Genomic DNA, 20,643 nt, shown 5'->3' with positions numbered 1-20,643 from the left:
TAAATATGGGGGTCAGACAGGCAGGGTTTCTAACGTCAATAGCTGACCAGGGCTGACAACGGTGAGCATTTCTACGCGATCAATACGACCTTCCTGATATAAGTGCCAGGCAGCATCGACGATGGTGGCTTGCTTTGACTGGAGATGACTGTCAATCCAGTTACCCCATAGGGTGTAATTCAAACCGGCCAGTTCATGACGAATTTCTTCATTAAAGACCAGGTATTCCCTGATGGCCTGACGTTTACCGTCAGTAGTACGTAACAGTCGCTGCACCACAATGACCTGAATAACACCGAGAATATCTCGGGCTGCCGCTTCACGCATTTCCGGGGGGAACATCAGAACGGCGCGGGGGATCGTTTCGCCTGGGGAATGGGTGTGCATGGTAGACAAACATAAATGCCCTGACTGACCACAGGCAATGGCACCGAGGATCGTTTCCAGATCACGTATTTCCCCCACACCAATCAAATCCGGCGCTTGTCGTAGCGCCAGACGTAATCCTTCCGCAAAGCTGGGAACATCTCGACGAATTTGGGATTGAGTCGGCGGTAACACGTTATCGGGTGTCGCGAGAATGTATTCTATTGGATCTTCGAAAGTGACAATTTTTCTATCAGGATATAACCGTCCACAATACTGATAGATTGACGCCAGAAGGGTTGATTTACCTGACCCCGTCTCACCGCACACCAGAATAAGGCCTTTGTGCGGGAGTAGATTGAGCTTTAACTCATCTTCCAAACCCAGCGTTTCTAAGGCAGGGATGACAGTGGGGAGGATCCGGAGTGTAACGGCCGTCGTCAGTTCTTGTCGGCCAATTGTCGCTTGAATAAAATTGGCTCGAAACCGCAGGCGCTCACCTCGGTTCAGTCCATAACGTTGATTCGCATCCCCATCGAGCTGGAGAGGTCGGTCAACCCCTTTGCCTGACTTGACCATCGCTTTTACTTCTGGCGTAAATACCTCATCAATCCATTTGGTTAGCTGGGCATCTTCGACGCGAAACTCACTGACTTTCAGTAAACGACCAAATCGACTCACAATGATGTGATTACCACCCTGCAAATGAATATCCGAAACATCATTTCTCGCACACCAGGTAAAGAAATTGCGCAAGCTATCAGCGGTAAGCCCCCCAGAGAAATCAAAGGGAACAAGTCTTTTATCCGACATGGCGCTATTTCTCCTGTGTGATAACAGGTTGCCAATGGGTTTTATCAATGTCGAAGCCGGCACGCTCTTTCAATCGTTTCACTTTGTCGCCGATCATCAATTGGTCACGGGTGCCGGTGACTGTTTGCTGTTGTTCGGTGACCCGTGGTGCTTTTATCATTCCCTGTTGTAGCAATGTCGAGTATTGCAACATGCCGGCATAATCGCGGGTCAATCGGCTAAAGTTAGCCTCCAGCGTGTTATCTGCACTCTCTCGCCCCTCAGTCCATCCCTTTTCAATCGCTTGCCGCCATACGGTTCTTTGTTGGCCGTCTTTAGGATGAACGCTGGATTCAGGCAATGCAGTGCGCCCGGTATTGAGCCCCGCCAGGAGATACTGTCTCCATCCCGGGGGGTTACTGACAAAACGTTCCGGCACCACAATTTTATATACGCGGGTTGCCGTGCGTATCTGGTCCGGGGTGATGTGTGCAATATCTTTTGATGCAGCGATGACAGGCGGCAGCCAACCCTGGCGAGTAATGAGGGGACGAAAGTCATACACGGTGTTTAGAGTGCTCTCTTTACTGATCAGTGCTGTTTGTAACTCCCATGCACGTTGCGCTTTCCCACCGCGAAAACCGACGGTGCGGCCAGCTTCTGTCAACATCTGATAGACCGTGTCACTCATTCCGTTACGACTGTTATCTGATGGACTCAGATAAGCATCCATCCCTGGCGGCGGAGCCGGTTCTTCTACCGCCAGTGCGGGAAGGGAAAACAGTATGGCGACAGCGAGTAAAGTCTTTTTCATGCGAGACGCCCCTCTTTATCGGGTAAAGAGAAATGCAGATGTAATTCAAGGGATTGCTGTCTGAATGTTGCCCGCCAGCCAATTTGCGTCTCTAGCTGACGTAAAATATTTTCAAAGGTCACTTCGCGTACATGAATACTGACCGGTAGGGGTAAACGGACTCCACTGTAAGCAAATGTGATACCACGTTGACGGGCTAATTGGGCCAGGAGTTCAACGGCATCCCCCTCCCAATCAACTGAAAGTCGCTGACTGTTTGCTGTGATACTGCCAGGAATATGAGGTGCTTTCTGGTTTAATGCGCCCTTCAGGTACAGTTCCTGCTGAGTAGCTTGAAGCTGAGCTGCATTGGCTGATGCGGGTTGTGGCGGGGGCGTCGGGTGGTCGGCCTGGCGGGCATGACAGCCGGACAGCAGCAGCAGGCCAAAAGAGGCCAAATACGATAATTTCATTATTGAGGTTTCCTAATAGCGTGAATATCGGAGATAGGGTGATACGGGGGTCAGGACGTTAAATCTATACGGACATCGCTGGTGTTGTGATAGGCACTGTTCGCCAGTGTTACCGTGATCCGACTGTTTGATTTTACATTGACGACCAGTTGTTTTTGAGCGACACCAAAATTCTGATACCCCCAGTAATGGCCGTTACTCCCGCTTTTATCAACCTGGACACGGGTACTGACTATGCCAACCAGCCCTCCGTCTACGTACACATTAAAGTCAGCTGAACCGGTATGAGAACCATCGGCAGGATTAAACAAGCTGGACACGGTGACGAGTAAAACCTTATATGATCCGTTTGACACGACATCTACGTTATTGACGCCAGCACGCGACATCCCGCCACCGCCGATACTGGTCCATATTCCTTTCTGGCAGAAAAGAGGGGCACCTTCTGCATCGCGAGTTAATGTCCCGATTTCACACGCCTGACCTGCTGTCATCACTTTATTGAGCTGAAGAAATTCATCTGTGCCCAGACGGCCTTCTGCATGAACAGAGCCGCCCCGCAATTGACCTCCGGTATAAATGCCTTTGTTATTAACGGTACGGATCCAATCGTTATCGTTCATATAGAATCCGCCACCGTGCTCCTCATTCAACCAACCTTTTCCACTTTGCGTTATTAACCAACCGGTATTGCTTTTGATATCACCCTCCGCAGTGACAGTTTCACTGAACGTGCCGGTTTCGGCGTTAATATCTTTCACGTTGTTGAGATTATTCTTGTTCAAATCGATATGGGTGTGCATTCGATTTAAGTCGGGACGCCCACTGACTTCATAACGATATAAACGGTCACTTTCCTGCGTATCAGTACCGAGAACATCAGAAGATAACCAGGTAAGCGGTCGACCAGACTCAGCCGCCAGCCCGAAGGTTGTCAGATTTTTTTCCCACCCCCCAACAGCGCCCACGGCAATGTTATCTGTCCACACATACCCCCCGGAGCCTTCAATTTTTAGCGCGATATAACGCAACGCTTTATAAGAGAACGTCTGACCCCCTTCAGTTAACACAAAGGCGACCAGTTTTTGATTAAACGTCGGGTCTCGGGCAATGGCGACCAGGTATGTTTGGGCGGCTATATTTTGCAGAGAAAATCCGATAGGCAGATAGCCCTCTTGCTGTAATTTGGCTGCGGTCACCGTGACGGGCGTTCCGCCAGTGACCTGGCTGACTAATGTGTCACGATTGTCACGAATATAGCTTTTGGCTGCACTGCCGACGGTCGTCATATTGCTGGCTTCTACCCCCCATTCCATTTCTTCCATGTACTGGGTATAGCGGGGATAAGCGTAAATAGCGGCGAGCATAATAATGACCAGCACAATCATTAACTCAATTGCCAGCACACCCTGATGAACGCTAACGGGCAAAGAATTCTGTTTTTTCATAGCACATAGCCTGTAAATGAAGGAATACCTGCCAATATGACCATTGCGAGGCAGAAGCAGATATAGGGTGCAAAGGGGATAAACTCCCGGTTAACGAGTAAACCGGTGCGGCTGGCCAGCCATTGAACCGCGATGATCCCGAGAGCCATCAATGTGATGACAGCGGTGACAGGTAACGTCAACCAGATACTCAGACCGGCCAAAAGGTAAACATCCCCCAGGCCAAAACGTTCCTTCCCGTGTCGGTTGGCCATGACACGAAAACCGTAGAGCAAGGTCATCATGACCCCCCAGTCAACCAATGCATGACGGAAGGGCAGTAACGTATCGGAAAGCAGGGTAAACAACATGCCGCTGATGGTGAGGCTTAACGTAAAGGGGAGCGGTAGCCAGTGTCTGGCGATATCCAAATGTGTTAACACTACACACCATCCGAGTAAAATTAGGTCACGAAATACCGTTAATCTGGGTAACTCCTGATATTCGCCCCGCAGAAAAACCAGACTGGCCATTAATGCGAATAAGACGGTTATTACGCCGGAATAAGGCCATTTATCGGGAGAGTGACCTTCATGGTCTCGGATGAAATTGGCGGCTTGCTGGTGCAGGCCTCTGCCAATGACGACAAAGGCAGTGAATATCACGGGTATTAACAGACATAACGTCAGTAATGTCATGACGGTCTCCGCACCAATAACTTGTTATAGATACCGTAAATACGCTTGGCGTATAACATTCTACGGTGTTCGTTATTGCCGGCGAATCCCGCGTTGTAGGAGCCGAGACAACTCCAGTTCACACCACAGGTCTGTAGGTGTGTTGCCAGGATCCACGCGCCTATTTGTACGTTGAGACACGCGTTATTGAGCAAGTCTTCTTTCGACGTAATAACGCCCATTGAAACCAGTTTTGGAATATGGCGGGAGTTAATCTGCATAACACCATAATCCGTGCTTATTGCTTTCCCTGCTTTATCGCGGTTCGTGTTGATTGCCCGGGGGTTCAGACCACTTTCTTGTACTGCCATGGCTTCAAGCAACACAGGGTCAACCTGATAGCGTTCTCCTGCGGCCTGAAAGCAGAAGGCACTGGCGCTCCCCGACAGGCTCAACAGCAGTGACATCAGACCCAAAACCAGCCCAATGCGCTTGTGTGATTTTTCCATATCTCAGCCTGTAAAAGGGGCAAGCTGTGCAGCCTGCCCGGTCAGTGATGAGCACAGATGTGCGGTGAGTTAAGTCATGCTTTTGAATTTCAGCGTGTTGGTCCCGTTTGAACCGTTATCAGCCTGACACTGTGAACCGGCATTTGCAGCAGAGACGGCCCCTACGGTTGCAGAGCCGTTGATCGTGGTCTCTGATACCACAGTGGTTTGTGACATTTTGGTGGCGATGGTCACACAAGACTCTTGCGGTACGCTCTCATACGTCAGTGAGAAGCCGGTGTTACTGCCGCCAGATGACGCTTCGGCTTGCACGGTTACAGCGCCACCCCAAGTGTTAATCACCGTCGCGGTGCCAGAGCTTTTATCACCGATGAGTGTCATGGAGTTTGGTACGCCACCGAACAGAACCAACGTACCGGTCATCGATGCCGCATTACTGAAGTCATACAGACCTTGCGTTTTCAGCAAGGTACGGGTCTGGGTCATGATCTCTTGTGCGTTACCGAGCTCCATGGTGGTGTCATTTTTACGGAACAGGCCGCCACTGTTGGAGAAAATGTAAATCACCATAATGACGATAACGGCCAGAATTATGACCATTTCAATGCTCAATACACCGCGATGGACATGACGCGTCCGTGAAGCAACATTCTTCATTGGTTTTTCCTTAATTACAGTAAATAGCCAGAGGGCTGGAAAGATTCGAAGGGATAAAGGCGATTACTGACCCATTTGGGCCGCCATACTATTGAGTTGTTGAATGACCTGGACCAACAAAAACATGTAACCACTGACCACCAGGAACAACACGATAGACAGGCGTGTCGCCCGGCGTTTGATGAGTTTGATGGTGGTGATCATCCAATGTTTGGCATAGTTCTCGATGATGCCGGCAGCGTTGTCACCGTCGGTGAGCAACACCAGTTTGTTCACGCAGTCTTTGGACGGGAAATGATAGCCCGTATTACGCAATGCCAGCCCGAGGTGTTGTCCCTGGCGAACCAGGCGTCGCGCTGCGTTAAGCCGCTCCAGTAACCAGGGTGAGGCGTTACGGGAGAGGATATCCAGTGCATCCAGTGTTTTGACATCAGCCCGTAACAGCGCCGCGATATTGAGCAGAAATGCCACCCCCTGAAAGTCTTTGTATATCGACCAGGGAATGAGGTAATCAAGCCCGCGCCGGGTTTTTCCGGTCATATTATTGAATGACCAGGTTATCCACGCCGTGAGTAATGCCACCGACAACGACAGTAAGACGCCTTGATTAACAACGAAATCCGAGGTTGCGCCCAGCCACCATATCCCGCCCTCCCAGGTTGTTCGGGGAATGATTTTAGCCAACTGAGGAATGAAATGTTCACTGACCATATTCATGATGCCAATGACGGTGGCGATCAGGGCCAGGGGATATCCCAGGGTACTGTAGATGGATGACTTCATTTCATCGATACCCTGTACGACAGTCATGGCACGACGTAATGCATCAGCAATATGACCATCCAATACGCCAGCACTGATAATGGCGGCTTCCTGGCGAGGGATCCAATCGCCCAACGCTACATCCAATGACTGACCATTGCTGAGGGCTTTCAAACAGTCATTTAGCCAGACGGCAGAAGGAGAGCTGCGTTTACCAAAGTCAGTTGCACTGTCTCGCATGTTTGTGATGGCAACTTCCAGCGTGCGATTGTTATCAAGCAGAAAAGCCAGGTCTTCATACAGTGACAAACGGTCACGGGTTGAGAAGGTGTGGCGGTAAAGCCAGCGTCTTGCCGGTTGTAGATATTTAATCTGTAAATCGGGCCGGAGAATGGGGGTGAAAAAGTTGCTCAGCCTCTTCATTTATCCTCCTTATCGAGCAGAAGCCATTGGTCTTCGTCTAACGGGCTCACGCGATCTGCTGCCAGTGGGTCAACCAGACCGGCATTGATATGGTGTAACAGGTGTGTATTGCGGGTTATTCCGTTGAGTTCGCGGTGCCAGTAAGTTCGTGCAGCGAGTTTGCCGTGGTCACGGTACGTTTGCATAAACTTCGCATCAGGACTGATCACCTCGGTAATGACGGTACGGCCAACAATGCCCATATGACAATGTTCGCACCCGTCTTTATGGCGAAAGTACAGGTTCTCTAACTGACACCTATTTGAAAGCAGATCTTTATCATCTTGTGATAACCGTTCTTTCTCTGCCGACCAGGGCTTTTTGCAACGTGGACAAAGTAATTGCACCAACCGTTGACTGATAAGTCCGATCATCAATTGTGGGTCCGTCAGTAACGCCGGATTAATGCCCAGCGTGGCCAGTCGCTCCAGTATATTGATGGGGTCGTTAGCATGCAGAGTGGTTAATAGAAGGTGTCCGGTCATTGCGGCCGTAATACTGGTTTTTGCTGAGTTTTCGTCACGCATTTCCCCGACAACCAGGGCATCAGGATCGAGTCGCAATGCAGCAGAAATAGCCCGAACCCATGCTTGAGAGACGGCCGCAGGGTTATTTTTATCGGCGATGATAGCCGTTTGTACTGCGCCCTCTATTTCGCCTTCTGGTGGATCTTCAATGGTCATCAGGCGTCGTAACTGATGGGTGCTTTCCAGATACAAGTCACTGAATGTTCGCAGAGTGGTACTTTTGCCAGATCCCGTTGGTCCTGACAGGATGATAATACCTTCCGGTCGTTGCAACATTCGGCGCAAAAGGCGCTGATGTTCAGGTAGAAATCCCAATGCCTCCAGCGTGGGTGGCGTAGCACTGTCGTCGGGTAAGATACGCATGACCACGTACAATCCATATACGGCCGGAATGTGCGCATAACGTGCACCAAAAAGGCCCAACCCCCGCAAGAACTCCGCTTTCACCCGGCCATCCTGGTTTCGGTTGGCATTAAACTGGGCTTCCGCGACATCGCACATCGATAACACGATGGTAGAGGCTAATAATTCGCCTTCTTTGGTTGAAATGGCATCAACTTTGACCAAATCACCGTGAATACGCATCACGATGCGTGTCGTTCCGCCTTTTCCTATCTCCAGATGAATATCCGAGGCCTTGAGTTCAACCGCCTTTTTGAAATACGCGATCACTTTTTTCTGGGTATCACTGAACAAGGTTTTGTCAGTCTGTTGTTGCGGTTGTTGTTCCTTATAAGCTTTTATCTGATCGAGGGGCAGGAACTGAATATCGTTGACCTTTTTTGTTTGCCGCACACGGTTGGTATAGGACTGAACCCGGACATCACTGCGATGATGTTCAGCAATCATCAACGTGACACTGCCATCGTCTTCGGTGTGTTCGTGAACCCAGCTTGCAAGGTCATTCAGTAGCAGTTCGGACATAAAAGCCTCACTCAGTAAATGCCAGGGTGTGAGTTTCTCCGGTTGAAGTCGTTATCTGGACTTCCTGCGCCGTAATCGTCTTTACGGTGTTGTTCGTGCCGGGAATGCGTTGCCCTGCGCTAAGTTCAACCGCAGCGCCATCGGATAATGCCAGGCGTGTTCGTAAATGCTTACCACTGCCCGCAATTTCCACTATGCGGGGTAATGCAATCTGTGTGGGGAGTGTTGATAACGTTGTTCCCGGGATCCCTCCCGTGGTCGCAACCAGACTTTGGGATAAGGGAGCCGGCAGGGAGGCATCATAGCCATTGTTTTGCTGCAGAGAGAGCAGTGCCTTTGCCCGGGCGGCTTGTGCTTCAAACAGCAAGGTATCCGCTTGAATACGTTCAAGACGAGCCAGATTTAACGTATTTCCCGAGTTCTCATGAAGGCGAGTTGGGGTTGGCGGAGTATCTGAGGAGGGAGTCTCAGACTCAGTGGGCGAACTTTTCTGTATTTCAGTGGTATGGGTGACACCGGGTAATGCCGTGGTCGGCGCAGCATAGCTGCCTGGGGTTGACCCGAACAGAATGCACAGCAACAACGGGCGGCTGTATTTATTGAGCATACAATTTTCCTTCCAGAGAATAGTGCAGTCTGGCGTTATTCAGAGTGACCGTTATCCGCGTCAGTCGGATGCCAGAGGCATCAAACAACGCAGGAGAAAAGAGTTTGTCGGGCGGTATATCAGTGGCAAATGTGAAACTGAAACTGCGCCAGGGAAGCGGGATTGATTCATTATTGACCTTGACTGTTGAGGCACTGTCTTCAGTCAGATTCAGCACTGCCCGCAGTTGTTGCGCATAATTGGTCAGTCGTTGGGTTTGGCTATCCGCATCACCGACGATTTCCGGCGTGGCCGGGAGGGGCATTGCCAGGAGAAGGGCAACGCCCCCGGTATCGGCTCCACCTGGGATATTGAACAAGGGTTTGTTACCCGGATACCAGATGGCAAGCCGACGAGAAAAGTCACCGACTGTTCCCCCAATAGGCTTACTCCATGCCAGCCTCATGGATCCTGATGTGCAATCTGCTGTACGAAAACGCCAACCCGCAATACTGATGGGGGCGGATTTCCATTGCGCACTGCAGGTACTTAGAAACGTGGCCAGAACAGGCTGTTCTTTCCAGGGCTGTAACGCGGCTGGCGTGGCTGTCTTAATCTGTTCTTTCGTCTTTAAAAATGCGGCTCTTACGTCAGCAATGCGTTTTGCCTCCTGCAGGGACTGATATTCTGTTATCGCGTAGTATCCCCCAAATACACCGATCAAGATGGCCGACCAGACAATCAGGGCCTTGCGGTTAGAGAGAGGATGCAGCCGAGCGCGGCGTGGTACGGTGATCGAGGGCAGCGCATTGTCTAACAACACATTATCGGCCGTTACATCGGGCAGAAAGTCAGGAGGGCAGATAATGGTCCGCGCATCCTGCGGCATTAGATCAAAGCTCAGGAACGTTTTCACCGCATCGCGTATTGAGTGTTTGTTACCGACAACATCAGAGAGAACGGACAACTGCCCGTTAAGGGCTGCGACAAACCAGAACTGGCCATCATCGAGCTCGAACACGCCCCAGCCGTGGTTGCCGAGCATGGGCAATAAGGTTAACGCCAGAGAAGCCGATTTTCGGGTCTCCCGGGGCATCACTCCGGCATCGTGTAGATTGCCAATTCCCGCCAATAATTGATTTTTGTTGGCGGGAACGGTGGCAAAACTGTCAGCATCATGACGTCGTGCGAAGGCGCGAGCCGCATAGCGGTATCGACTTTCGACTAATTCCCACTGCAATCCTGCGATGAATACCCAGCCGCCACTGCGAATAACATACAGCGGGTTATCGTTATCATTTTCTGTCATGGATCACCTCAGAAGGGTTGGTGTGATCAGAATAACCAGCATGGTGTCGTCCTTCTGACCATTAGCCCCACCACCGAGCCCAAAGAAGGAGGCTGACCCCACGCCTTGTTTGCTTCCGGTGTTATTGACTTGCTGAAATCCACTGAGCACCAATGTTTGGCCAGAACTTAAGATCACGCGCTGATTGAATGTTTTCAGTCGGGTTTTCATCAACTCAATACTGCTTTCACCGCTGGTGAATGTGCGTGATGTTGGGTCATCACTCATGTTGATACTGAACTGCAACTGGATTTGGGATGACTTTGGCATGATGTACGGCAACATGGTCATGTTGAAGCCGGTTGTGATAGTTGATTTTGTTATTGACGTAGAGGTGCCCACATTGGCCGTGGAATCAGTATTGACCTGACTGGCATAATCTTGTTGTGTACCCACCTGAACAGGTACGGCTGACATATTGGTCGTGGTGCTGGCCTGTTGTGTGACTAACGATACATTTGCCTGTTCAGCCAGTGCATTGACAAAGGCTTTTGAGTTGGCAAATTTGCCATCGAGTATCGATAACCCTCCCGTCATGGCACTGGTGGATGCCTCTGTAAATGCACTGGTTAACGAGCCGCCGATACTGCCAGACGTAAATACCGCATTCCAATCAATCCCCAGTTGGTCCTGACGCCGTTTTTCAACAGAATAGACTTTAACGTTGAGGACCACTTGACGGTTGAGTTCAGTATTGCGGTCATTAATGTAGGTGTTGACCGCATCAAGAACGCGAGGCGTATCAGTTACGGTGAGCATTCCAGCGGCAAGGAACAACCGGCCAACGCCCGGGGTGAGCATTGCCTTGATCGTGTTCTCCAGATCACTGTAAAGGCCCGAGCTCATTTCCATCGTTGTTGTCTGTGACGTATTCACATCACCAGAGAGACCGCCCCCGCTGCTGCTGCCTGAGGTGCCTGATGAGGTGGTGGTTCCACTAATGACTTTAGAGCTGAACGCTGTTTTCGAATCCATAAACATGATGGGGAAGGTGCGTGTATCGACATAGAAAATGGAAATACGGCCCTGCTCATAACGCCAGGATAATCCCAGGCGCGTTGTCACATTATCTAATAGGCCAGCAAGGGATCCCTCCCAGTGAACACCCCGCAGCGTATTGCCAGAGCCGCCCGTCTCACGAACCACGGGGGCCGCGCCGCCCATCGTATTCAAGGGGACCATGCCATTGCTGTCAGGGGCGGGGATGCTTCCTTGAATTTTTTCTGTTTTGCCCTGGCCTGGCACCATCGCGGCTTGTGCATCCGGTGTAACCACTACCGGTATTTTACATGTCCGGGTAATAAAGGCGCTTACCTCGGCCAATGAGACTTCACCTGGACGATTAAATGTGGGTGTACAACCTGGGAGTTGAGCCTGTGTTTGTGTCCGGCTGTTGAGCGGGACAGGATTGATCCATTGAGTGGTGAGTTCCTGGACTGGAGAACCGGACGCTATCTGACTGAGATGGCCAGTGGCTGTACCGTAGTCAGTATCCGTCTGTTTCATGGTCTGGTTTATTCTGTCCATACTGGAGCAGCCAGACAGCATAAGGCTTAACGCAATGGCCGAGGCCAGCGCTGTTGGGGTTTTAGGCATAAGGAGTCCGAGAGGTCAGTTAATATAAACGAGATAAGTCTCTGAAATAACGTCAGGAACAGAGACTTGCATATCGGTACCGAGATTATCGATAAGGCGGCGATTTTGTACCCGTCCCAGTAATGCAGAGTCACGGGTCATCGTTTTCAGTGCGCTCATTAAGCCACTGTTGTTGGGTTGGTAAACAAAGACACGACGATCTTGAATGATATGAGACAGGGACGGGAGGGAACTGAAACCCAGTAAATTGTCGTTTATCACGCCATTGTCTTGGGGGTGGTCATACAGATAGTCATTGATGGCATTGATGTAGAGCACTGTTTGTCGAGCTCTCTGTTTATTCTCGCTTTCAGCCATTTCCAGAGTCTGATGCGTTCTCCGGTGCGTCATATCAGCCGTCATCAGGAAGAGAACTAGAAACATCGACAAGAGCCAGTAGCCAATCCCCATGAGCGCGTCTCCTTAATCAGAAGCTAAACGGGATAACCATGAACATTAATCTTGATTCGTCGTGCCGATTGGCTCGCGGAGGATGAGGTTCAACCAGATGCCGAGGGATTAACACTCTGATTGCATTACAAGCTCCTGCTCACATTCAGGTACCAGACGGTGAAACGGTGTGCCATTCAGCTCGGCGAGGTTAGACATAATTCTGAATAAAAACTGATACAGCGCCATCATTTCACTGTCCATGAGATCTCGCATGCCAGGAGCCAGAAACACGACTTGCCGTGGCTCAGCTCGAAGGGAAGATAGCAAAAAACCTGGCCGACAGAATCGCATGGCGACCACCGGAGATTGAAGAATGCACAGTCGTTTGGTCAGCACCGCCTCTGCAGCTTTCCACTCTGTGTCATTTCCCGGCAATGCAGCCAGATAGAGAATTTCTGGATGGTCCTGGTGAACGCTATGCCAAAATAAAATAAGGTTACGAAGAAAGCCGGATGCCAGCCAATTACACATCTCTGCAAAGTCCCGAAACCAGCCTGTATCCACAGTAAACAACAAAACATGCTCAAAAATCTCCCTAGCCAACAGGTCAGAAGCCGTGTGAGAAGGGATAAGTGCATCCGCTACTGTCTTTGCTTTTTTAATCAACGCACCATCAATCAATGGTAAGTCTGCCAACAAATCCCAACCATGTTGTTCAGGCTGACCGAAGCCCCCAAGATGACCTGGTTGTAACAGATGAACAGTGATACCCGATGCCACAAGCGTCTTATGGCAGGCATTCGAGACGCCACAGCCGGGGTCAAATATCAGCAGCGGTATTCCATCAGGCAGGGCTGCGTCAATAGTCTCTGTGCCACAATTGCTATAATATTTTGTGTTCACAATAATGCTCCATGTAAAGAGGGTGATGAATGTTTGGCTTATCCACAGAAGATGAGAAGGCTTGGCTTTACCGCGAGGTAATTAATGGGTTCAAAAAAATAAAAGCTATTGGGTGTGCTGAGGGGGACATCATTCAGGAAATTCTGTTGGTTCATTACTCTATGAGCGGGGAACTCCCTGATTTTTCCAGTACCCGCTACCATTGGAGCACCCACATCGCCACAACAACAGATGGATGCTTTTACAACACTGGAAACGTGCAGCAATACACGGACTTATTTTTTATTAAACTCGGGTTTCCATTTGAGTATGACAATATCGATGTCATGAATGGGGAAGTAGCGCCCGTGATCAGAGCTGGTTTTACTTAACGCGGTATTGAATTTGCTTTGGATTTAAATGAAGCATGGCTTTCAACATACAACCTTGAATTGCCATTAGCGCACCTCCTTATCGTCCACCTTGATTAAACATTGTGTCGTACTGATACCGGCATAAAGGGGAACCGTTGCTGTGGTATATAAACGGAATACGCCATTCAATGCCTCTCGGAACGAGCCTGAGAAGGATAATGGGGCATCGATGCGGTAGTTAACATCAGTCATCCAGACCACACTCCAGGTATCGTTCTCACCTTTGATGCATTTCGCATTGGCCGCCCAAAGGAACACGGTATCTTTGAGTGTTGACCCTTTCTCTGCTCGCCAGTCTTTCGGCGCGACGGTTGGTTTTACCTCCACTTTAATCACCGGGGTTGTTGACGCTACGGGAGGGGATGAAGGGATAGCTTTACCCGGTTTGATCACTGTGGGCCCTACCGTTCGTGATGCACTGAACGGATTATATGGTCCGGGCGATATCACAGACGGCGATGATGTTGGTGGTTTTATCAATGCTGATACATTACCCGTTTTAGCGGGAGATGCAGTGGCCACAGGGGCCGAATTAAATGACGTTGTCCAGCGTGCAATAGAGACTCTTTGCGTTGGCCAGTTAATTAACGCCACTAATTGATGTTGAATTAAGAGCCTGTCCAGAGCAAACGGCCATTGATCATTGGCCTCAAGATTAACCCGCTGCTGAGATACGGTCTTCAGATCTGCAGAGAATTCAACTGTCCATCCTTGTGGCACTATCTGGTGAAGAGCTGCATCAAGAGGTTGATTACGTGCGGTTCTATTAATCAGTGTAAATGTGCCCGGTGTACCGAGTGATTTGACGTTTTTCACCCCTCGTATTGAGGATGGATTAATCTGGCCACTATTGAATGTTGCTGCCGATGGCTTAAGGCTAGAGGATAATTTGGGGGTTGGTGACCGAGCTCGTTGTGTCATGGCACTGGCCTGCTTCAATGAATCTTGGGCCAGTATGATTATTTGAGTGTTTGTTTGTATCTGTGCATCCACAAATTGTAGGGCGTCGCTGCTGTCCGGCTGACGATGCGGCAGGCTGCAGCCACCCAATATAATAGGGAGCAGCATTGATGTGTGAATGATTTTCATAAGATTCATCAGGTAGAGGAAAAAACCGGGACGTAAGATATTTAGAAGCGGTATTTCCAGAGAGCTGAAGGGTTAACGTAAGTGTTCCTTTTCAAACGTCACGATATTGTCCTCAGCTTCGACGATCAAGTAACGTAGCGCTGAAAGGTCGTTAAGCGTTATTTTCTCGGGATTTTTTGCTCGAAGCCGACACGCACGTTTAAACTGAATAACACGGGCTGCGCGTTGAATATAGAGTTCACGTAAATCCTTTTCAGTAATGGTAATAGACATATCGTCATTCTCCGTATGTTACGGTTTACTGTGTTTACGAAAAGCTAGCGGCCCCCGACCCGCAGGGAATCTATTCAGAATAATTCGCTCAACTAGATTCTCATGCTGTATGTCACTAATCCGGTCAATAACCGCATTAATAATTTCAGCTTTGCTCAGTGGAACACCTGTTTTAATGCTAAGGTCGATAGTTAGTTTATCAATTATTAATCTGCGACTGCCGGCGATACTAATAGTTGTGCGTGATAAATCAGTGATGTCTAACATAGGGGGCCTTTTATAAAAAAAACCGACATTTCTGTCGGCTAGGGTGGGGGGAAGGCAAGGTTGCTGCTGGAGATAAAAACAGAGAATTAAGAGAAAGAATGCCTGCGTTAAGCCGATTTACGTAATGGTGTATTAAGCGCTTCCATTAATGCGAGAAACATTACTGTGCGCTCATGTTTATTACTGACTCTGGTGATGGCCACTATTTTTTCTTTAAACCTACCTGCTATTACATCCTGTTCTGTCGGGCAGAGGGGTAATTTCATTAAGGATTCTATTACTGTCTTTGGTATTGGTCTTATATCACAACCAAATTTGACGAAATGACTGACACTTGATAATGCTGTCAATTTGGTTGTATGTGTGATCTCTGGGTCAAACTGGATAAAAATATAACCAGAAAAAAGAGGTTCAATAATCAATCTGCCGCTGGGTCTGTCGGGTCGTGGTCGGGATAAGCGGATCAACGGACAGAAGCTATCAATATGCAAACGTGACAGCTCCAGTTGAGCTTTATACAGTGTTTCCTTTCCCGGTTGATGACAAGCCAGATACCAGTTAAACATGATTTTTGTCTTCCTTGTCAAATAGATATAAGTCAGAAAAATCATCAGAATGATGGGCGCACTTCCAAAAAATGATCCCGCTTCCGGAATCAATACAAAGGTGAAAAAAGATCTCCGTCAGGACTGCGACCTGTTATCAACGCTGCACTGGCTTTATACCCGAGTATTGCAAACCACAGTCATGACGAAGATCTAATATTATTATTACTTTATTTCTTCTCTTGGCGGAGAAAAGAAATAATTATTTAAATAACAGCGATAAAAGAGATCATCGCATGGTTTGCAAAAGAAATACAGACCCCAAAAGGGGTCTGTATGTCATTTATTCTCTTTAATTTTTTCATAATAAGAACTAGGGAAGTCATTAGGTGCCATCATAGCGGTTTGTATTCGGCAGTGATAAATGACTCTGACCATTTCTAGTTTTTCTACATTTAAGTTTTCTTTTATTCTTCGTAGTGACAGCTTAATGGCGTTTACAGAGCAATTTAGTATGCCTGCTATGCTTTCATTACCTAAACCAAAAGCATATAACATCAATACCTGAAATTGTGATTCGGTTAGTTCGGGAAACATAAGGCGAAGTTTCCAGAATGCATCTAAATTCAACATGATATACCCCTTATATGAAAGAATATTTGGGGATATTGCTGATGATTATATACCTTGCTAAGGATGAATTTAGGCAGATTAACCTGGAATATGGGCGTATGTTGAATTGAATGAATGTTAAGCAGATATTAAGGGGCATAGGTAATACTCCACATAGTAGGTTTTTAGCCTCCACCGGAGTTTCTACGCATCTGGTGGTAGCCCAAGCGAGGGTAGAAAACCGGCCTAAGTGGGTACCGGCCAGCCCTAAGGCTGCCTCACCTGAGCCACCATTGATGGTAATCAGGTATGCGCATAAAAAAACACGCCAAAGCGTGTGGTTTTTATGCCCCACTTAGTTGCACGAGTTTCTACGCTCGACTACAGCTTATCTCTGTAGTTGCAATAGGCTAGCGGCAGCAACAAACAATGTCAATGTTTGAGCTCTAGAGTCCGTAATCTCTGGTCGGTCACTAATCATTTAGGGCGATTTTATGGGGAGAATCGACTTAAGAATAGGTGCAAACTGTACCGGTACAAAATGCACCTATTTTCTTGTAAACTAATATGTTAATTTAAAAGGTTAGCTTTGAACAAAATATCGTAGCCAATCGAAATGAATCTCGGTGGAACATACAGATGCCATCCTTTTTTCAATCCCAGTTCCAATAGCATTTCCTTAGATGAAACGCCAGTCAGCAGAAACAGCCGCGAGATAATATTTCTTATCGAAAATTTAGAAATTCCTAAAAAATCAGATATTTGTGCTCTATGTGAACCCCGAAAAAGCAAGAAAAGTACGTCCCATTCTCGCTTCGTGAAAATGTTTGTCGGTGGGATGAATGTGGCCTCACCATAGAAAGGTTTATCTAAAAAATACTCCATAGATAGCCGCTCAAAAGGCTTTAGGTGGGCTATCGTTCCAACAATAGTGCCGTTCTCTTCAAAAAGTGGAAATTTTTCAAAGATAAATGAACGATAACTATCTCCAATCAACAATGTCCCGACAGCTTCAAGGCGCAGCCCTGTTTGCATGACCTTTTGATCGTGCGCTATGAGTCGTCCTGCTAGTGATGAGAGTGCAGGAATTGCGTCATAACTTAAATTAATAATGTTATTTATTATATCATCTTGAATATCAAGAAAATTAAAGTAAGCCTGATTAGCATAAACGTAGCGACTTTGTGCATCTTTAATTCCCCATGGTTCCTCACTCTGAGTAAAGAAGTGCATTGCCTGTTTGGATATTTTTATTGGGGCTAATTTGTCTGGTGTATAAAGAGTAGTCATCATTATTTCCCACTCTTAAGTAAACATAATGTTGGCATTGTTAATATTAGCTCTCTAAATATTGATTATGATCAATATTTAATACTGAGAATTATAAAAGTGGATATTTTGACTGCAGTAGAAGGACGTTAGGTGAGATCCTCTAGATCTATCGTTAATGGTGATGATTTATAAGGATATTATTAATGTGAGGTGTGATGGTGATCGTTGGATAGGGATCCATTGGTTGCAAGCAGAAAAAAAACGGGTAATATTTACAGAGATTTGTGCTGAAGTCATTGGCTTCTAAGAGGCTGAGCGCAGAGGAATAAGAGGCTATGTGGCTTTAGGCGGCATGGTAGCGTTGGATGGGCATATCCTGAAATGCTCAAGGGAAAAGGTACCAGAACAGCGGGCCTTAAATGCAAAAACCCCCGAAATCTGTTCGCGACTTGGCGGAAGAGAGCAGATATCAGGGGTTACAAAGCAGGCGCTGGCCTGTGAGAGATTATAACTCATGCAATTCAGAACACAATACCCGTCCGCCATAAGTGCTGGCGGGTGTGACTAAGAAACATTCAGAAAACCTATCAATTGATCCTTCCTGGGAAAATATCAATTTCGATGCGCTAGAGCGTGCCGCGACGGATGACACCTATTGGCAGTGGATTGATGAACCTAAAACTGAAACACCTTCAAAAACGACTAAACGCCGAAGAGGCGAACATTCGACTGCGTGTAAATGCCCTAACCCTATATACATCAGGCCTGAACAGTACAAACCGTTGTCTGGCGAGTTTGGCCATGGCTATCGACGGCTGGTTAAACGTGACAAGAAAAACGGCCGTGTATCGTTGCGTATTCGTCTTTCACGCCATCCCTACTTTGTTCAGATGCGGCGGGTCGTCGGGCGTTCCCGTGATTTTCGTCCGGAACGGCAAAATTTGCTCGATGCGATCCCCCCTCTTCTTATCAGCGTCGCGGACAGAGCAACTAACATCGTTACGATGAATGTCAGCCGACTGGCCAACGAGCTCAGTCCGAAGGATGAAGACGGGAATGTCATTCCTGAAACGGCAGTGACCGTCCGTAGGGTATGCACTCTGATACAGGAGCTTATACGTTTTGGCTTACTGGAATTGCCAGAGGGTGTCCAGTGGGACAGTTTTAACCGCTACTGGTATCCGAAGCATGTGGTTTTGTCGGAGCAGTTTTGGAAGTTGGTCGGCGTAAATATCGATAAGCTCTACGCGCAGCAGCAGGAGCGACTGGCGGCCGAAGCTGAGGGACTTCTTGCGCCCGGAGAGGACATTAGCGTCAGTGCTGCCCGTAAACGTTGGTATGAACGTATGAGGCATGCGACGCTTGTTCGCCGGCGAGAAAACGCCCTGAAACAGAAGCGTGCGAAAAAACTGGGTACGCTGGAGTTTGACGATCGTCTCTACGCAATGGCGGATCATTTAACTAAAACGCTTCCGGCCGACGAACTATATCAAATGACGCCGGATGAATTTGAGCGTCTGGCCCACATGCGATTGTATCAACTAGACCTCGGGCTGGAACCTGCCCCTCCGGACAGCGTTCACTGACGCCTTAATCAACGATAAATATCCTCTAACCGCCGCAGGCGGTTTTTGTGCTGGCCAGGTGCGAAGAATTGTATATAAATCATTCAGGAAAAAGGTCGGCCTGCAGCTAAAATGTTCATCCCTGAAGCAAATTATTATGCTTTCTTTTCTTATCCACAATTACCCGCAATTGGAAAACAAGGTTTACCCGTAAACGTATCTTTTGTTATCCGCAATATATTCTTAACCCAGAGTTCTTTTTCTTTTAATTAGTAAACTAATTAAAAAGATCTTACTCCGTCCGGCATATTCTGTGGATTAAGGGCATTAGTGACCGCCCTTGCAGCGAGCAAGCTCGCGCCGGTTCGGAAAATAACTACGCAATGGTAGCTCCCACCTACGGTGGGCAAACTGCAGCTCTGAACCTACATCTAGAACAGTAACCCCTTAGCCACTGAAAAGCCGCCCCGCTCCCGGCCAAAGGCCGGAAACAGAGTGGCTTTACAATGGATGTTGTAACTAGAAAATTTGTGTCGCTGGAAGTAAGTTAGCTGTAAGTCCTGGATACACGCTCGTAGCTTCGCTAACGCTCGCACGCGGAGATACGCCCCTACTGCGGCCAAAGGCCTTGTCGGGACCACTCCGACCGCGCACAGAAGCTTCTGTATTACTTTAAGCGGGTATGGCTTATCAGGGCGAGGGGATGGTTAGGCAAAACCTATCAAACCTGAACCGGCTTCGCCGGGTTACCGGCGCCCCTTAACGACAGCGTCGTATAAAGCTATTTTTGTCGCCTTCATGCGTAAACGCATAACTAAAAAATCTTTTAAAACATTCAGTTAGGCTGATTATTGCGATATAATTAACCTTATATGCCGTGCATGTACCACGTATAAGATGGATAACGCCAGGGAGAAGTAAATATCTGTGAGCACTGAATCGTTGACGAAAAAATCCGGTCATCTGGCCTGGTGCGCCATGGTCGCACTTCAGCTGGCAAAACGTGACGGCAAGGTCAGCTCTGAATCCCAGGAAAATCTGTTCCTGACTCGCTGGCTGGCCACCGCACTTAAACAGCACCGATTTCCCCGCGACGTGGCCCCGGATATCGGGGTTTCGCGCACATTTCCACGATAATGCTAACGTTGTCGATAAAAATCTTTTATTTTCATCATGTTGACCTTTAAAAAACCGACTGCCGACGCTCACATTTTCGACTCTTCGATGATTTTATAGACCGTGGAACGTGCGATACTTATCATCTTTGCTATTTCTGTCGCTCCGGTTCCCTTATCATGGAGTTCCAGTACGGGGTTCCGTGCACATTTCCCCGAAAGATGCCATCTGACGACTAAAAAACATTAATAATCATG

Annotated in this window: 21 protein-coding genes and 2 pseudogenes; 3 read left to right on the top strand and 20 right to left on the bottom strand. The window is 48.2% G+C overall.

Annotation, left to right across the window (positions count from 1 at the left end):
* Nucleotides 1-12: 12 nt before the first annotated feature.
* The 14 genes from traJ to AEP37_RS17515 form a co-directional block, all read right to left on the bottom strand.
* Nucleotides 13-1,179, bottom strand: coding sequence for a plasmid transfer ATPase TraJ (gene traJ / locus AEP37_RS17580; RefSeq protein ID WP_012606431.1), 1,167 nt, complete (start codon nt 1,177-1,179; stop codon nt 13-15).
* 4 nt (nt 1,180-1,183) lie between these two features.
* The gene (locus tag AEP37_RS17575; protein WP_049614573.1) at nt 1,184-1,972 is read right to left on the bottom strand and encodes a type IV secretion system DotC family protein; all 789 of its coding nucleotides are present in this window, start codon (nt 1,970-1,972) and stop codon (nt 1,184-1,186) included.
* Nucleotides 1,969-2,424: a DotD/TraH family lipoprotein gene (locus AEP37_RS17570; protein WP_012606429.1), complete on the bottom strand. Its 456-nt coding sequence runs from the start codon at nt 2,422-2,424 to the stop codon at nt 1,969-1,971. Before AEP37_RS17570 ends, AEP37_RS17575 begins: the two co-directional genes overlap by 4 nt.
* Nucleotides 2,425-2,474: 50 nt before the next feature.
* Entirely contained in the window at nt 2,475-3,872 is a 1,398-nt protein-coding gene (pilV, locus tag AEP37_RS17565) for a shufflon system plasmid conjugative transfer pilus tip adhesin PilV (protein WP_049614572.1), read from the bottom strand.
* Complete coding sequence (locus tag AEP37_RS17560) at nt 3,869-4,549, bottom strand: prepilin peptidase (protein ID WP_049614571.1); 681 nt, start codon at nt 4,547-4,549, stop codon at nt 3,869-3,871. The genes pilV and AEP37_RS17560 overlap by 4 nt, the downstream gene beginning before the upstream one ends.
* Complete coding sequence (locus AEP37_RS17555; protein WP_012606426.1) at nt 4,546-5,037, bottom strand: lytic transglycosylase domain-containing protein; 492 nt, start codon at nt 5,035-5,037, stop codon at nt 4,546-4,548. Before AEP37_RS17555 ends, AEP37_RS17560 begins: the two co-directional genes overlap by 4 nt.
* A gap of 69 nt (nt 5,038-5,106) precedes the next feature.
* On the bottom strand, nt 5,107-5,694 hold the full coding sequence (locus AEP37_RS17550; RefSeq protein WP_012606425.1) for a type 4 pilus major pilin: 588 nt from the start codon (nt 5,692-5,694) through the stop codon (nt 5,107-5,109).
* Nucleotides 5,695-5,757: 63 nt separating this feature from the next.
* Nucleotides 5,758-6,879 carry a type II secretion system F family protein gene (locus AEP37_RS17545; RefSeq protein ID WP_050691961.1) on the bottom strand — a complete coding sequence of 374 codons (1,122 nt, stop codon included), beginning with the start codon at nt 6,877-6,879 and terminating at the stop codon, nt 5,758-5,760.
* Entirely contained in the window at nt 6,876-8,369 is a 1,494-nt protein-coding gene (locus AEP37_RS17540; RefSeq protein ID WP_012606423.1) for a GspE/PulE family protein, read from the bottom strand. The genes AEP37_RS17545 and AEP37_RS17540 overlap by 4 nt, the downstream gene beginning before the upstream one ends.
* A gap of 7 nt (nt 8,370-8,376) precedes the next feature.
* Complete coding sequence (gene pilP / locus AEP37_RS17535) at nt 8,377-8,976, bottom strand: type IV pilus biogenesis protein PilP (RefSeq protein ID WP_049614570.1); 600 nt, start codon at nt 8,974-8,976, stop codon at nt 8,377-8,379.
* Entirely contained in the window at nt 8,966-10,264 is a 1,299-nt protein-coding gene (gene pilO2, locus AEP37_RS17530) for a type 4b pilus protein PilO2 (RefSeq protein ID WP_012606421.1), read from the bottom strand. The genes pilP and pilO2 overlap by 11 nt, the downstream gene beginning before the upstream one ends.
* A gap of 3 nt (nt 10,265-10,267) precedes the next feature.
* On the bottom strand, nt 10,268-11,899 hold the full coding sequence (gene pilN, locus AEP37_RS17525) for a PilN family type IVB pilus formation outer membrane protein (protein WP_012606420.1): 1,632 nt from the start codon (nt 11,897-11,899) through the stop codon (nt 10,268-10,270).
* Nucleotides 11,900-11,914: 15 nt separating this feature from the next.
* Nucleotides 11,915-12,349, bottom strand: coding sequence for a type IV pilus biogenesis protein PilM (pilM, locus tag AEP37_RS17520; protein ID WP_012606419.1), 435 nt, complete (start codon nt 12,347-12,349; stop codon nt 11,915-11,917).
* 108 nt (nt 12,350-12,457) lie between these two features.
* Complete coding sequence (locus tag AEP37_RS17515; protein ID WP_012606418.1) at nt 12,458-13,234, bottom strand: hypothetical protein; 777 nt, start codon at nt 13,232-13,234, stop codon at nt 12,458-12,460.
* A gap of 29 nt (nt 13,235-13,263) precedes the next feature.
* Between AEP37_RS17515 and AEP37_RS17510 the strand changes: the two genes are divergently transcribed.
* Nucleotides 13,264-13,605: a hypothetical protein gene (locus tag AEP37_RS17510; RefSeq protein ID WP_049614569.1), complete on the top strand. Its 342-nt coding sequence runs from the start codon at nt 13,264-13,266 to the stop codon at nt 13,603-13,605.
* Between the two features lie 66 nt (nt 13,606-13,671).
* On the opposite strand, the gene AEP37_RS24330 is transcribed toward AEP37_RS17510, so the two are convergent.
* The 5 genes from AEP37_RS24330 to AEP37_RS17480 form a co-directional block, all read right to left on the bottom strand.
* Nucleotides 13,672-14,736 carry a toxin co-regulated pilus biosynthesis Q family protein gene (locus AEP37_RS24330; RefSeq protein WP_050691960.1) on the bottom strand — a complete coding sequence of 355 codons (1,065 nt, stop codon included), beginning with the start codon at nt 14,734-14,736 and terminating at the stop codon, nt 13,672-13,674.
* 72 nt (nt 14,737-14,808) lie between these two features.
* The gene (locus AEP37_RS17500) at nt 14,809-15,009 is read right to left on the bottom strand and encodes a hypothetical protein (protein ID WP_012606416.1); all 201 of its coding nucleotides are present in this window, start codon (nt 15,007-15,009) and stop codon (nt 14,809-14,811) included.
* 374 nt (nt 15,010-15,383) lie between these two features.
* Nucleotides 15,384-15,842 carry a transcription termination/antitermination NusG family protein gene (locus AEP37_RS17490; protein WP_012606414.1) on the bottom strand — a complete coding sequence of 153 codons (459 nt, stop codon included), beginning with the start codon at nt 15,840-15,842 and terminating at the stop codon, nt 15,384-15,386.
* A 318-nt stretch (nt 15,843-16,160) separates the two neighbouring features.
* The gene (locus tag AEP37_RS17485; protein WP_049614568.1) at nt 16,161-16,454 is read right to left on the bottom strand and encodes a helix-turn-helix transcriptional regulator; all 294 of its coding nucleotides are present in this window, start codon (nt 16,452-16,454) and stop codon (nt 16,161-16,163) included.
* Between the two features lie 549 nt (nt 16,455-17,003).
* A complete protein-coding gene (locus tag AEP37_RS17480) occupies nt 17,004-17,726 on the bottom strand; it encodes a PAS domain-containing protein (protein WP_050691959.1) in 723 nt (240 codons plus the stop codon).
* A gap of 539 nt (nt 17,727-18,265) precedes the next feature.
* Between AEP37_RS17480 and repA the strand changes: the two genes are divergently transcribed.
* Both repA and AEP37_RS17470 read left to right on the top strand, forming a co-directional pair.
* Nucleotides 18,266-19,291, top strand: a complete 1,026-nt coding sequence (gene repA, locus AEP37_RS17475; RefSeq protein WP_049614566.1) for a plasmid replication initiator RepA — start codon at nt 18,266-18,268, stop codon at nt 19,289-19,291.
* Between the two features lie 906 nt (nt 19,292-20,197).
* A pseudogene (locus AEP37_RS17470) lies at nt 20,198-20,380 on the top strand (DUF2913 family protein); the annotation flags it as partial.
* Between the two features lie 95 nt (nt 20,381-20,475).
* Here AEP37_RS17470 and AEP37_RS25120 read toward each other — a convergent pair.
* A pseudogene (locus AEP37_RS25120) lies at nt 20,476-20,589 on the bottom strand (helix-turn-helix domain-containing protein); the annotation flags it as partial.
* Nucleotides 20,590-20,643 lie beyond the last annotated feature (54 nt).

The sequence above is a fragment of the Yersinia pekkanenii genome, assembly GCF_001152565.1.
Lineage (GTDB): Bacteria > Pseudomonadota > Gammaproteobacteria > Enterobacterales > Enterobacteriaceae > Yersinia > Yersinia pekkanenii.
Note: the sequence above shows the minus strand (reverse complement) of the source record. Positions and strands in the feature narration are given on the sequence as shown.

Bases quoted from the DNA above. Each gene is read 5' to 3' on its own strand.
- pilN (WP_012606420.1), bottom strand. From the start codon at position 11,899: ATGCCTAAAACCCCAACAGCGCTGGCCTCGGCCATTGCGTTAAGCCTT.
- AEP37_RS24330 (WP_050691960.1), bottom strand. From the start codon at position 14,736: ATGAAAATCATTCACACATCAATGCTGCTCCCTATTATATTGGGTGGC.
- AEP37_RS17540 (WP_012606423.1), bottom strand. From the start codon at position 8,369: ATGTCCGAACTGCTACTGAATGACCTTGCAAGCTGGGTTCACGAACAC.
- traJ (WP_012606431.1), bottom strand. From the start codon at position 1,179: ATGTCGGATAAAAGACTTGTTCCCTTTGATTTCTCTGGGGGGCTTACC.
- pilP (WP_049614570.1), bottom strand. From the start codon at position 8,976: ATGCTCAATAAATACAGCCGCCCGTTGTTGCTGTGCATTCTGTTCGGG.
- AEP37_RS17570 (WP_012606429.1), bottom strand. From the start codon at position 2,424: ATGAAATTATCGTATTTGGCCTCTTTTGGCCTGCTGCTGCTGTCCGGC.
- pilO2 (WP_012606421.1), bottom strand. From the start codon at position 10,264: ATGACAGAAAATGATAACGATAACCCGCTGTATGTTATTCGCAGTGGC.
- AEP37_RS17510 (WP_049614569.1), top strand. From the start codon at position 13,264: ATGTTTGGCTTATCCACAGAAGATGAGAAGGCTTGGCTTTACCGCGAG.
- AEP37_RS17555 (WP_012606426.1), bottom strand. From the start codon at position 5,037: ATGGAAAAATCACACAAGCGCATTGGGCTGGTTTTGGGTCTGATGTCA.
- AEP37_RS17545 (WP_050691961.1), bottom strand. From the start codon at position 6,879: ATGAAGAGGCTGAGCAACTTTTTCACCCCCATTCTCCGGCCCGATTTA.
- AEP37_RS17575 (WP_049614573.1), bottom strand. From the start codon at position 1,972: ATGAAAAAGACTTTACTCGCTGTCGCCATACTGTTTTCCCTTCCCGCA.
- AEP37_RS17480 (WP_050691959.1), bottom strand. From the start codon at position 17,726: ATGATGACTACTCTTTATACACCAGACAAATTAGCCCCAATAAAAATA.
- AEP37_RS17560 (WP_049614571.1), bottom strand. From the start codon at position 4,549: ATGACATTACTGACGTTATGTCTGTTAATACCCGTGATATTCACTGCC.
- pilV (WP_049614572.1), bottom strand. From the start codon at position 3,872: ATGAAAAAACAGAATTCTTTGCCCGTTAGCGTTCATCAGGGTGTGCTG.
- pilM (WP_012606419.1), bottom strand. From the start codon at position 12,349: ATGGGGATTGGCTACTGGCTCTTGTCGATGTTTCTAGTTCTCTTCCTG.
- AEP37_RS17490 (WP_012606414.1), bottom strand. From the start codon at position 15,842: ATGTTTAACTGGTATCTGGCTTGTCATCAACCGGGAAAGGAAACACTG.
- AEP37_RS17550 (WP_012606425.1), bottom strand. From the start codon at position 5,694: ATGAAGAATGTTGCTTCACGGACGCGTCATGTCCATCGCGGTGTATTG.
- AEP37_RS17485 (WP_049614568.1), bottom strand. From the start codon at position 16,454: ATGTTGAATTTAGATGCATTCTGGAAACTTCGCCTTATGTTTCCCGAA.
- AEP37_RS17500 (WP_012606416.1), bottom strand. From the start codon at position 15,009: ATGTCTATTACCATTACTGAAAAGGATTTACGTGAACTCTATATTCAA.